Genomic DNA, 12770 nt, shown 5'->3' with positions numbered 1-12770 from the left:
GATTCTGTGTGTACAATATAATAAAGGGGCAGTAATAATGAAAATTTTTTCAGTTCCATATGCAATTGGTGACAGCAGGACATATATAGAAACAAAGAGGCGTGTTGAGCCTTTGGCAAAGTTTATATCATTTGATTATCCGGGACACGGTTTTCGGATAAACGAACCTCTGTTAAGGACTATTGAAGAGCTTGCAGACGATGTTTACCGGAATATAATGAAAGAAGGCATAGATGAAGACTATTGCCTTTTAGGGTACAGCATGGGGGTACTGGTATGCCGTGAGGTGTATTTCAAATTGGCTGAAAATAAATGCAGACTTCCGAAAATGCTGTTTTTGTGTGCTTGTCCGTCACCCGGATATAAATATAAAAATAATGATATTTATAACTGCAGCCGTGATGAAGTTATAGAAATACTCAGAGATTACGGCGGTACCTCTGAGGTAGCCCTTCAGTCAGATGAACTGATGGATCTGGTAATACCCATGGCCAGAGCAGATTTAGGAGCTATAGAACAATATGTTGCAAAAATAGATTTCAAGAAGATCGAATCAAAAGGAATTATCGTATACAGCAACAAGGAAAAAGAAAATATAAAAAACTGGGATACTGTATTTGAATCGGAATGCGATTATTACCACATTGACGGAAATCACTTTTTTATCAATGAGCAGATCGAAGCTGTCTCGGATATTATAAATAAATATCTGGGCTGATTTATTGTAAAAGGAGTATTGATATGAATTTTGAACTTACCAAAGAACAGAAGCAATTGAGAAGAGAAATTATTTCCTTCGCAAAAGAAAAACTGAATGACGAAAAATATTTAGAAGTTTATTCACCGGAAATGTTTCAGGCAGTTGCAGATTTCGGACTCCTCGGAATTACTGTCGGAGAGGAATACGGCGGACTGGCTGAGAGCTATCTTACCACTGCCGTTGCGTTTGAGGCATTAGGCTATGCCTGCGAGAATAACGGTTTTGTATTTACTGTAAATAACCATATCTGGGTGTGTCAGAATCTGATATATCTTTACGGAAGTGAAGAGTTAAAAAAGAAGTATATGGAAGATATGGTCGCAGGAAAGAAAATCGGAGCAATTGCAATTACAGAGGCTGATTCGGGATCAGATGCATTATCAATGAGAACTACTGCAAAGGAAGAGGGAGATCATTATATTCTTAACGGAAGAAAAATGTTTATTTCCAACGGTCCGATCGCAGATGTCTTTGTAGTTTATGCTGTTACGGAAAGCGAACCGTATAAAAAGTATACTGCATTTGTTGTTGATAAGACCTGCGAAGGCTTAAAGGTAGGAAAAGATATTGAAAAAATGGGTTTGGGAGCTTGCCCGACGAGCGAACTGGTTTTCGACAATTGTAAAGTACCGAAGGAAAACATTCTCGGCGCATACAATAATGCATCTATAATTATGACACAGGCCCTTGAGTGGGAGCGTTTATACGAATTTGTTCCTCATATAGGCGCTATGCAGAGAGTTATGGAGCGCTGCATAGAGCAGGTTAAAATGAGAAAACAGTTTGGAAAGAGCATAGGTGAAAATCAGGCTGTATCTCATAAAATCGCTGATATGAAGTCGTCGATCGAAATGGCAAAGCTTATGATGTATAAGATAGCATGGATGAAGGATATGAAGAAAAGTGCATTTTTGGAAACATCAATTTTTAAGCTGTTTGTAAGTGAAGCGTATATCAGGACCTGTCGTGAGGCAGTGCAGATATTTGGTGCATATGGATATTGTACGGAATATAAGCTCGAAAGAGAATTAAGAGATGCGTTAGCTTGCAGTATTTATTCGGGAACCAACGAAATGCAGAGAAATACCATATACGGAATTGCATCAAATCAAGTATGCTGATCAATAAGGTGTGTATTTATGAATATTACAGTTTGCATAAAAGCAATAAAAAGTGAATTATTATCTGTAAGTTCAGATAATGAGAGTCATTTAATACCGAATCCGTATGATATTTTCGGATTATACGATGTATTGAGGCTTAAAAAGGAAAATCCCGAAATAGAAGTAAACTGTTTCAGCATGGGTACAAATTCAGTAGAAGAGTGCCTTATAAAGTGCATGGCTATAGGCGCGGATTCGGCTTATCTTCTGTCTGACAAGAGACTTGCGGGAGCAGATACGGTTGCAACTTCTTATGCTATCGTCAAAGCCTTGGAAAAAGCAAACAGACCTGATCTTATTGTTTGCGGCTACAAGTCGCTTGATGGTGAAACAGGACAGGTCGCATACGGAATTGCACAGAGAATGAATATGAAATGTATCTCCAACGTCCGTAATATAGAGGAAATAGGAGAGGATCATGTCGTTCTGCGTACATCTGATGAAAACGAGAGCAGAGTCATAAAAGTTAAGCTGCCTGCGGTAATAATATACAATGATTTTACCGTGAAATATATGGATGTAAGTCTGCTTAAAATGAAGCAGGCAAAGCGAAAGGGAGTCAACGTTCTTGATGTTGATTCAATAGGCGCAGACCCTGAAAAGTGCGGCATGAAGGGCTCTTTTACGGAAGTATTAAACTGCTGTTCGATACATAAAAACAAAAAGGAATGCAGCCTGATCGAAGGAAGTACGAGCGAAAAAGCAGAAGCCATTTTCAATATCATCAATAGTAGCTGTGTATAAGGAGAGTATATGTCAAGAGAAATAATGGTTGTAAATGACAGTTTTACAAATTGTTCAGATGCAAACTTTTATGGGCGCATATCCAAGGCATCGGAATTGTCGGAAGAAAGCAATTGTACTGTAACAGCAGTTTGTATAGGAAATTTTAATGACGAACTGAAGAACGTTTTTGAATACGGTGCAGATAAAGTTCTCTTATGTAAATATGACGGCTGTTCGCACACTGATTTTTGCAGGATTGCAGATAAGATCATTGCAGAAAGCAGACCTAAGATGATTATTTTTCCGGGAAGCGAGTTAGGCAGAAGATGTGCGGCATCAATGTCTGTTAAACATGAGATGGGCCTGACTGCGGAGTGCATTGACATTGAATGGAACGGAGAAGCATTTATCTATAAGAGAGCTGCGATCAACTCGTCCGCGATCGTACAGATAAAATGTGTAAACTGCGAGACCGAATCCTGCACGGTAAAGGACGGCGTATTCCTGCCAAATAAGGTCGATACGCCCAAAGCGGAAAATATCGAGCTTTTTGACAGCAGCGGTGCCGACCTTGAGCTTACCGATGATATAGAAGTAATATCCTGCGAAAAAAAGGAAAAGTCTGTCAGCACATTTTCAAAAATCGCATTCGGATTCGGAAGAGGTGCTTCTGATAAGGAAACGCTGGATACTATTTACGAAAATGCAGCTTTTTTTGATGCACAGGTATTCGGTACACGTGCTGTTGTTGAAGATGAATTGATCGACAAGGAGCATCAGGTAGGTCAGTCAGGAATAAGTATATCGCCTGATGTTTATGTTGCACTTGGAATTTCGGGAGCTTGTCAGCACGTAGTCGGGATTAAAAATGCAAAAAAGGTGATCGCTGTCAATCAGGACGAAAATGCACCGATTTTTGATTATGCCGATTATGCTGTCGTAGGTGATGCAAAAGAGATCACAAAAGAGATCAAAAAAATAATTGAATATCAGAAACAATAATGTGATATGAAGGCTGCTTATAAAAGCGGCAGTCGGATTATCGGCGAAAAAACAAAAGGAGAAATGTATGAAAATTGGAGTAATTGGTGCAGGAGTTATCGGCACAGGTGTTGCTCACAGATTTGCTCAGTACGGATATGATGTCAGCGTCGTTGATATTGATCCCGGCAAAGAAAAAGTCATGAGACGCAACATCAAGAACAGTATTATGGGCTATAATCTTGTAAACGGCGGCGAAAAAAAGGTCGATTACAAGGAAGTTCTTGAAAAGATATCTTTTTCAACGGAGCTGGAGTCGCTTGGCGAGTGTGAGTATGTGATCGAGAACGTTACGGAAAAAATCGAGATCAAGAAAGAGGTTTATCTCAAACTTGACAGTATTTGCAATGAGAATTGTATTTTTCTTGTAAATACATCTTGTATCCCTATCACAAAGATCGCAGGATATACTTCAAGGAAGGAAAAGGTCATAGGAGCTCATTTTATGAATCCTGTTCCCATGAAGAATGCCTGTGAAGTAATAAGAGGCTGCTATACATCAGAAGAGACAATAAAAAGTGTTTCTGACTTTTTAGGTTCTGCGGGCATAAAGCCTATCATCGTAAATGATATGTCAGGCTTTGTTTCTAACCGTGTATCTCATGTTTTTATGAACGAAGCAGCTATGGTAGTTCAGGACGGAGTTGCATCTCCCGAAGATGTTGATGCAATATTCAAGGAGTGTTTCGGACATAAAATGGGTCCGTTGGAAACAGCTGATCTTATAGGAATAGATACGGTCGTTTACTCATTGGACGTACTGTACGAGTACTATCATGATCCCAAATACAGAGCCGCACCCATTATGAAAAAAATGGTAGATGCAGGTCAGCTTGGAAGAAAAAGCGGAAAAGGTTTTTATAATTATTAAGAACAGCTTGATATTGAATAATATCGGAATATCAATACAGTATATTTTGAACTGATGCAGTATATTGCAGTCAGGTGATTAATATAAAACAGAATTATCAAAAAACACATTATCAGGAGGAAAAAAAGATGGAAATCAAGGAGAAAATCAGAAAGTTTGTTGCTAATTTTATCAAGACAGAGGAATTCGGTGATGATGATAATATACTTTTAAGCACAGTAAATTCACTGTTTGCAATGCAGCTTATTATTTTTATTGAAAACGAATTTGATATTGAAGTTGATAATGATGAACTTGATCTGAATAACTTCAATTCAGTAAATGCTATTGCAGATTATATTGCTTTCAAGACAAAATAAGGTGATAATAATATGGATTCAAGAAAAATAAAGTGCGTCGTATGGGATCTTGACAATACTTTATGGGACGGTATCCTTTCGGAAGACGGAGCTGTTTCTTTAAAGCAGAATGTTGTCGGCATTATCAAAGAACTTGACCGGAGAGGCATATTACAGTCGATATGCAGCAAAAATGATTATACTCTGGCAATGAACAAGCTCAGGGAATTCGGACTGGACGATATGTTTATTTATCCGCAGATCTCATGGGAGCCAAAATCCAAGGGTATTAAGGAAATACGCGATGATATAAATATAGCTATGGATTCCATTGCTTTTATTGATGACGATGAGTTTGAAAGAAAAGAAGTGAATTTCAGCGTACCCGAGGTGCTTTGTGTTGATGCAGCGGATATAGACGGCATCCTTGAAAACGATGCATTTATCCCGAAATATATCACAAACGATTCCAAAAACAGAAGATTATTGTATCAGACTGATATCAAGCGCAACAAGGCAAAAGATGAATTTAAAGGAACAGAAGTCGATTTCCTTAAAATGCTTGATATGAAGTTCATTATTGATAAAGTACATGAGGACGATCTGGCACGTGCAGAAGAGCTTACAGTACGTACTCATCAGCTTAATTCAACAGGTATTACTTTCTCATACGATGAATTAAAGAAGTTATCTGAAGATCCGGGATATGTTCTGCTGATCGCCGAGCTTAAAGATGTTTTCGGTGATTACGGAAAGATAGGACTGTCGCTTATAGAAAAGGGCAAAGACCGCTGGACTATAAAAATGCTTCTTATGTCATGCAGAGTAATGTCAAGAGGTGTGGGAGCAATTCTTATCAACTATATCTCAAAAATGGCTAAAAAGAATAATGTCGATCTTTATGCGGAATTCATACATACAGATGTTAACCGTTCCATGTATGTGACATACAAGTTTAACGGATTTAAAAAAGTCAGTCTGGAAAATGATATTGAATCTCTGAAGCAGTCAGATGATTTTGTCGGTGTCATACCTGATTATGTAAAGCTTATTGATGACGAGAGTATCTGGAACTGATCCGTCACAGATCGGTATATGGAGCAGAAATGACAAGTATATATGCAGTAAACATAAAAGATCTTTCCGATGAGGATTTTTATAATATTGATCTAAGATGTATTTCATCTGAACGTCGTGTCAGAATTCAGAGAATGAGATTTGTAAATGATCGTAAATTAAGCTTTTTAAGCGAATTATTGTTATATTACGGATTTGATCAAAAGCTGAAAGGCAATAAAACTATAAAATATGATGAAAACGGAAAGCCTTTTTTTGCGGATTATCCTGAATTCGGTTTTAATATTTCACACAGCGGAGAATGGGCGGCTGCCGCATTTTCAAATTATGAAGTAGGTATTGATATAGAAAAAATTGATTCTGCCAAAATGGATATAGCGGAAAGATTTTTTCATATTAACGAATACAATAAATTGATCTCAATTGAAAATGAGGAAGAAAAAAACAGATATTTCTATACTTTGTGGACATTGAAGGAATGCTATCTTAAAAATACAGGGATAGGGTTAAAAGGCATGGATCAGGCTCTCAGATTTGAGATAAATGAAGAGACAGAATGCTTTAAGGACGATGTCAAAGTTGATAAACAGTTTTTTTCGATGCCTTTTGATGACGGATATTGTATGTCTGTATGCTGTGACAAAAAAGAAGTGTTCAAAGGTGAGAGATCAATTCAGATGCTGAGTGCATCGGATTTGATAGATAAGTATTATGATCATGTTTAAATATCTATGAATGTAATTCTGCAAAATAGTAAGTTGTAAGGTGGGTTTGGAATGTATAATTTATCATTTTCACAAAGGGAAATGTATTCAATTGAAACCTTTTTTGAAAATTCGAGTGTTAATAATATCTCGCTGCTTCTGGCATTCAAAAAGAAACATGAATATAAAGTACTGAATGATCTTTTGAATAAACTTATCGAAGAGAATGATTCCTTCAGGATAAAAATCAGTATCGTTAATGGCGAAGCCAAACAGGACGCATACGAATTCGAGTATACAGACTTTCCTCTTGTGGTATGCGAAGACGAAGAGGAACTGATGCAGAAAGCAAAGGCAAATTGCAATAAGCCATTGTTTGCATATGATAAGTACCTTTATAATATTGTTGTTTTTTACAATAAAGCTGCTGACATCTACTGGCCGCAGTTAACATTGAATCATATAATAACTGACGGCTGGTCGATGGGCCTTGTAATGAATTTTTTCAGCGATAATCTTAGGGACTGCTATGTGCCGCTGGAAAAGGCTGACAGTTTTCTTGAGATCATTGATGAAGAAGAAAAATACCTTGAATCAAAACAGTATGCAAAGGACAAGGAATACTGGGATAGTAAGATCAGTTCGTATTCGGGTTCTCCTTTGTTTATATACAAATCTGATGTCGGTATTGCAGCTCAGGGAAAAAGCATAACATATCTTTTTTCAAAAGAGATAAACGAGGGTATTGATAACTTCTGCCTTAATAATAATATTGGAAAACCATCATTTTTCAATATCGTTGCAGCACTGTATAAGAGCATAATTACAAGAAACAAATCGGTATCGGTCGGAGTTCTTATTCACAACAGAAGAAAGAAGAGCTATAAAAATACTACAGGTACCTTTGCAAGATTTGTACCTCTTATACTTGAGATCGACAATGATATGACGATCAGTGATTTTCTGAAATATGATAAAGCAGAAGAATATGAGCTCCTGAAGCACAGTAAATTTGATATTGTTAACAGCGATTATAAATTTGAAAAATCACTTTCGGATTTATTGGTATCATATCAGATGCTGAATCTTCCGGTAGAGCTATTTGATGTACTGGATCCTGTATGGGTACAGTCAAGAGCAAATGCGAATTCATTTCAGCTGATCATGTCTGACTATAATGTGGATCATGAACTTGAGATGAGATATGAATTCAGTACATCGCTTTTTTCCGATCACGGAATTGAACTTATGCACAGAAGAATAACCTGCATAATTGAAAGCATCATCAACAATCCTGACATAAAGATCGGCGATATCAAGCTTTGCACTGATGAAGAAAAAGAGCTTATTACAAATAAGTTCAACGGAACAGCCAAAGATTACCCAAAGGACAAGACAATTGTTGAACTGTTTGAGGAACAGGTAAAAAAGACACCTGATAACAGTGCAGTTGTATTTGAGGATAAGAGTCTTACATTTGCCGAGTTTAACGCAAAGGCTAACAGCCTTGCACACAAGCTTCGTGAATTAGGCGTAAAGCCCGATGATTTTGTAGCGATAATAGCCGAAAGAAGCATTGAGATGATGTGCGGAATCTATGGAATCATTAAATCAGGCGGAGCATATGTGCCGATAGATCCAAATTATCCTGATGATCGTATCACCTTCATGCTCGGTGACTGTAAGCCGAAGGCAATACTCAGGTATACAAGCGTGAATATACCGCTTGATACGGAAATACCGATAATAGACCTTGCAGATGATAAGGTCTGGGAAGGTGCGTCTGAAAATCCCGAGCACGTAAATAAACCCGAAGATCTTATCTATTGTATCTATACCTCAGGTACAACAGGCAAGCCTAAGGGAGTCCCCAACAGACACAGAGGTCTGATAAACCGAATCAACTGGATGGACGGAAAGTATCCGATTGGAAAAGGCGATACTGTCTTGCAAAAAACTACATTTACATTTGACGTTTCTGTCTGGGAAATAATATGGTGGAGCTTAAAAGGTGCAAGATGTGCTCTTCTTTCACCGGGAGGGGAAAGAGAGCCTGAGATGATCTGTGATGCGATACAGAAATATAATGTTACAACAATGCATTTCGTTCCGTCAATGCTTTCAATGTTTGAGGAATATATCGAAAACTTAAAAGACCTTAATAAGAAAATAAGCAGTTTAAGAAATGTCTTTGCAAGCGGAGAAGCATTAAAAACCATACACGTTCAGCGTTTTTACAGTATTGCAAAAGCTAATGGTCTGAAAATGAAGCTTGCAAATTTCTATGGTCCTACAGAAGCAAGTATTGACGTAACATATTATGACTGTCAGGAATCAGATGTCAATCTGGTACCTATAGGAAAGCCGATCGACAATACACAGATATACGTAGTTTCCAACGGTAAATTCTGCGGAATAGGAGTACCGGGAGAACTGTGCATAGCAGGAGACGGACTTGCAAGAGAGTATCTTAACAGACCCGAGCTTACAGCAGAGAAGTTTGTAAAAAATCCCTTCGGTGAGGGAAGAATGTACAGATCGGGAGATCTTGCAAGATGGCTCCCTGACGGAAATATTGAGTATCTTGGAAGAATAGATGAACAGGTAAAGATAAGAGGCTTCAGAATAGAGCTCGGAGAGATCGAGAGCCATATCAGAAAGATAGACGGCATTAAGGACTGTGCGGTAATAGTTCGTGAAGATGACAACGGTGATAAGGCTATATATGCGTATTTCACAAGCGACAGTGATATAAGTATACATAGTATAAAAAGTGCGCTTAGTGCTAATCTTCCCGATTATATGGTGCCTGCATATATCATGCGCATAGATTCTATACCTGTAACTCCCAATGGCAAACTGGACAGGAAGGGCTTGCCTGTTATAAAGGCAAAAGCGTCAAATGAATATGTTGCTCCGAGAAATGATGCAGAGAGTGCAGTATGTAAGGCCTTCGGGGATATACTCAACATTGAAAAGATCGGTATACACGATAGTTTCTTTGATCTTGGCGGAGATTCAATAAAAGCAGTCAGAATAATCTCAAGATTAAGAGATTACGGGTATGAAGTCAATGTCAAAGATGTAATGGTCGGAAGAACAGCAGAACAGCTTGCTGTTCTCATAAATCCTATTTCATCGGAAGCGGAATATGCTCAGGGTGAAGTTTCAGGAAAGGCTGAAACAACTCCGATCATAAATACGTTTATAAATCGTCATATGCCGCATCAGGAACATTTTAATCAGGCACTGATGATAAATGTAAACGGTATTGATAATGCTGTTCTAAAGAAAGCGATGGAGGAGATCGTCAAGCATCATGACGTACTCAGAAGTGTTTTCAGAAACGGAGAACTTGAGATACTTTCAATAAATGACAGTAAGCTTCCGGACTATTATGAATTTGATCTGAGCGGATCGGAAAATGCAGATGAGTTCGTAGAAAGAAAGTGTACAGAAATACAGTCCGGCATTGATCTTGCAAACGGACCTCTCGTCAAGGCAGCGGTATTCAGTCTGAAAAATGAAAAAATAATGATGATCTGTATACATCATCTTGTCGTTGACGGCTTATCATGGAGAATAATTCTGGAGGATCTCAGAACAGCAGCAGATCAGCTTATAAAGGGCGAAAATGTGGTATTGCCCAAAAAGACAGCCTCTTTCATTGAGTGGAGTCAGATGCTGAGGAAATATGCAGAAGATCATGCAGAAGAAAACAACAGATATTGGCAGAGTGTATCCGATGAAATAAGAGAAAATATGATCGTTGGTGACTATACTGACGGAAAAACAGGATACAGTACATTCACTCTTGACGGTGAAACTGCAAAAATCATAAAAAATAACAGTGAAAATATATGCGGTGCAAGTACAGAGGAAGTCCTTATTGCAGGACTGACGATGGCAATGAAAAAGCTGACAGGACAGGATAAGCTTTCACTGCGTATAGAAGGTCACGGCAGAGAGGAGATAATACAGGATATCTCAATAGACAGGACGGTCGGCTGGTTTACAAATATTTACAGCATTACTCTGGAATATTCAGATGATATTGAAAAAACTATAATATCTGTAAAAGATAAAAACCGTATGCTGCCTGATAAAAGAATGGGATACGGTTTTGCCGAACATGACAGCGAGCCTGAATTGTGCTTTAATTATCTTGGGGAATATTCCGAAAATGCATTTGAATTATCAGAATATTCAAATGGCTTGTGTGCAAATGAAGCAAACGTGTTCAATGAGCTTGAGGTCAATTGCTTTGGACGCTGCAGTAAGATGATATTTACCATAAAAAGCGGAAACAAGCGATTTGGTCAGGTATTTACAGATAAGCTTGCTGATCTGTATGGAAAGAGTCTGTCAGAGCTGGCAGAGTATTGCAGTATGAATAATAATTCAGAAGTAAAGACATTGTCTGATATGCAGATCAAGGAAATTAATGAAGATGAACTTGATTTTATTAATTCTCTCTTAGATTAAGAAGTTATCCATATATCATTACCTTATTTACAATTTAATATTCAGATAAAACACTTTGACGGGTTTAGCAATGATCGTCCCATTACGTAGGATCAAACTATAAGATGCGGAGTTGCTGTTATGCAGCTCCGCGATCATTTACACAGATTTTGCAGTATAATATATTCTTCAATTTTTAGCACATTTTTTAAAGCGAACGCATCATTTCATCATTGCAGGGGGCCCTTTGCAGAAAGGCGGATATAAACATGGCTAAGGTAAATAAAAAAATAGAGAATATTTATTCCCTTACACCTTTACAGGAAGGAATGTTGTTTCATAACATATATGACAGTAAATCGACAGCATATATAATGCAGATCGTTTTAGATATAAGAAACAACTTCAGATATGAGTATTTCGGACAGGCATTGGCATTGATCGCAGAAAAGCATCAGACTCTGAGATCAATGTTTGTTTATGAAAATGTCAATTCACCCAAACAGGTCATTTTAAAAGAACGTGAAATAGAGTCTGAATTCATTGATCTGACAAATAATGATGAAGAAAAAAGAATTGAAGAATATAATCAGATACTGAAAGATGATAAAAATCGTGGATTTAATCTGCAAAAGGATTCTTTAATAAGAATAAAAACCATTAAGCTTGGCGAGAAATCGTTTAAAGTTATTTTAACTGCACATCACATTATTACCGATGGCTGGAGCAATGCTGTTCTTATTAAAGAGCTTTTTGACATATATGACAAGCTGGTTGACGGCACTGATCTACAGGATATTGCCAATATCATAAGAGAAGAAAAAGCTTCATCTGCTGATTACGGTGATTATATACTGTGGCATGAGAAGCAGGATAAGCAGGGAGCATTGGATTATTGGGACAAAGTGCTCGAAGGTTATGAGGGCTCGTGTGATATTGCGCCTTTGGCTAAAGGAGAGCAGACAGATGAACAGATGCTTGAAAAGAGCATTGCAATAAAAAGTGAAATAACCGCTAAACTCCGTGATATAGCCAAAAAGAATGATGTTACAATAAACACTGTTGCGGAAACAGCTGTAGGAATGCTGCTGCGTTCATATACAAGGAATGATGATGTGGTCTATGGAAAGGTCGTATCAGGAAGAAACGCTCATATAAATGGAATAGAGCGTATGGTTGGCTTGTTTATAAACACTGTTCCTTTAAGAATGAAAGTTGAAGAAAATGAAACAATAGACGATCTGCTTGTAAAAATACAGAAGCAGGGAAACGAAAGCAGCTTATACGATTATTGTTCTCTTGCTGAAATACAAAGCAAAACTATACAGGGACCTGATCTTATCAAGGTTATTTTTATTTTTGAAAATTATAGTTCAGGAATGAAAAGCAGTGATATTGCGCAGGAAACAGAAACGGTTTCGCTGGAATATTCAAGAGAGCAGACAAACTACGGAATCAGCATTATTTGTTATGATGAGGGTGATCTTCGTTTTAACATTATGTTTGATCCCGCTAAATACAGCGATAAAGAAATAGATCTGATCTTAGAGCGTATTGAAAAAATATGCGAAGAAATATCGGAAAAACACGATTTAAGAATAAACGAAACAGAGACCGTAACAAATG

At 37.6% G+C, this 12770-nt stretch carries 10 protein-coding genes; all 10 read left to right on the top strand.

The genetic code is table 11. From position 1 onward, the window contains the following. The first annotated feature begins 37 nt into the window (after positions 1-37). Positions 38-718, top strand: coding sequence for a thioesterase II family protein (locus L870_RS0106860; protein ID WP_028517511.1), 681 nt, complete (start codon positions 38-40; stop codon positions 716-718). A 23-nt stretch (positions 719-741) separates the two neighbouring features. After that, positions 742-1881 carry an acyl-CoA dehydrogenase family protein gene (locus L870_RS0106855; RefSeq protein WP_028517510.1) on the top strand — a complete coding sequence of 380 codons (1140 nt, stop codon included), beginning with the start codon at positions 742-744 and terminating at the stop codon, positions 1879-1881. Between the two features lie 18 nt (positions 1882-1899). Beyond that, positions 1900-2667 carry an electron transfer flavoprotein subunit beta/FixA family protein gene (locus L870_RS0106850; RefSeq protein WP_028517509.1) on the top strand — a complete coding sequence of 256 codons (768 nt, stop codon included), beginning with the start codon at positions 1900-1902 and terminating at the stop codon, positions 2665-2667. Positions 2668-2676: 9 nt separating this feature from the next. Then, complete coding sequence (locus L870_RS0106845) at positions 2677-3651, top strand: electron transfer flavoprotein subunit alpha/FixB family protein (RefSeq protein WP_028517508.1); 975 nt, start codon at positions 2677-2679, stop codon at positions 3649-3651. A 67-nt stretch (positions 3652-3718) separates the two neighbouring features. Further along, positions 3719-4561 carry a 3-hydroxyacyl-CoA dehydrogenase family protein gene (locus tag L870_RS0106840; RefSeq protein ID WP_028517507.1) on the top strand — a complete coding sequence of 281 codons (843 nt, stop codon included), beginning with the start codon at positions 3719-3721 and terminating at the stop codon, positions 4559-4561. Between the two features lie 128 nt (positions 4562-4689). Continuing rightward, positions 4690-4920, top strand: coding sequence for an acyl carrier protein (locus L870_RS19245; RefSeq protein ID WP_028517506.1), 231 nt, complete (start codon positions 4690-4692; stop codon positions 4918-4920). A 12-nt stretch (positions 4921-4932) separates the two neighbouring features. Next, positions 4933-5976 (top strand): HAD-IIIC family phosphatase, encoded by a 1044-nt coding sequence (locus L870_RS0106830; protein ID WP_028517505.1) that lies wholly within the window; start codon positions 4933-4935, stop codon positions 5974-5976. Positions 5977-6005: 29 nt separating this feature from the next. Then, positions 6006-6701 carry a 4'-phosphopantetheinyl transferase family protein gene (locus tag L870_RS18475; RefSeq protein ID WP_051411451.1) on the top strand — a complete coding sequence of 232 codons (696 nt, stop codon included), beginning with the start codon at positions 6006-6008 and terminating at the stop codon, positions 6699-6701. 51 nt (positions 6702-6752) lie between these two features. After that, positions 6753-11165 carry a non-ribosomal peptide synthetase gene (locus L870_RS16915; protein WP_051411450.1) on the top strand — a complete coding sequence of 1471 codons (4413 nt, stop codon included), beginning with the start codon at positions 6753-6755 and terminating at the stop codon, positions 11163-11165. Between the two features lie 248 nt (positions 11166-11413). Continuing rightward, positions 11414-12770: condensation domain-containing protein (locus L870_RS16910; protein WP_037271597.1), on the top strand; the 1357-nt coding region annotated here is incomplete at its 3' end.

The organism is Ruminococcus flavefaciens ATCC 19208, from assembly GCF_000518765.1.
GTDB lineage: Bacteria > Bacillota > Clostridia > Oscillospirales > Ruminococcaceae > Ruminococcus > Ruminococcus flavefaciens.
The sequence above is the reverse complement of the archived record's forward strand: the minus strand, read 5'-3'. Positions and strand labels throughout refer to the sequence as shown.

Excerpts from the sequence above, each read along its gene's own strand:
- L870_RS0106855 (WP_028517510.1), top strand. The coding sequence starts at position 742 with ATGAATTTTGAACTTACCAAAGAACAGAAGCAATTGAGAAGAGAAATT.
- L870_RS0106860 (WP_028517511.1), top strand. The coding sequence starts at position 38 with ATGAAAATTTTTTCAGTTCCATATGCAATTGGTGACAGCAGGACATAT.
- L870_RS0106840 (WP_028517507.1), top strand. The coding sequence starts at position 3,719 with ATGAAAATTGGAGTAATTGGTGCAGGAGTTATCGGCACAGGTGTTGCT.
- L870_RS0106830 (WP_028517505.1), top strand. The coding sequence starts at position 4,933 with ATGGATTCAAGAAAAATAAAGTGCGTCGTATGGGATCTTGACAATACT.
- L870_RS18475 (WP_051411451.1), top strand. The coding sequence starts at position 6,006 with ATGACAAGTATATATGCAGTAAACATAAAAGATCTTTCCGATGAGGAT.
- L870_RS16915 (WP_051411450.1), top strand. The coding sequence starts at position 6,753 with ATGTATAATTTATCATTTTCACAAAGGGAAATGTATTCAATTGAAACC.
- L870_RS19245 (WP_028517506.1), top strand. The coding sequence starts at position 4,690 with ATGGAAATCAAGGAGAAAATCAGAAAGTTTGTTGCTAATTTTATCAAG.
- L870_RS0106850 (WP_028517509.1), top strand. The coding sequence starts at position 1,900 with ATGAATATTACAGTTTGCATAAAAGCAATAAAAAGTGAATTATTATCT.
- L870_RS0106845 (WP_028517508.1), top strand. The coding sequence starts at position 2,677 with ATGTCAAGAGAAATAATGGTTGTAAATGACAGTTTTACAAATTGTTCA.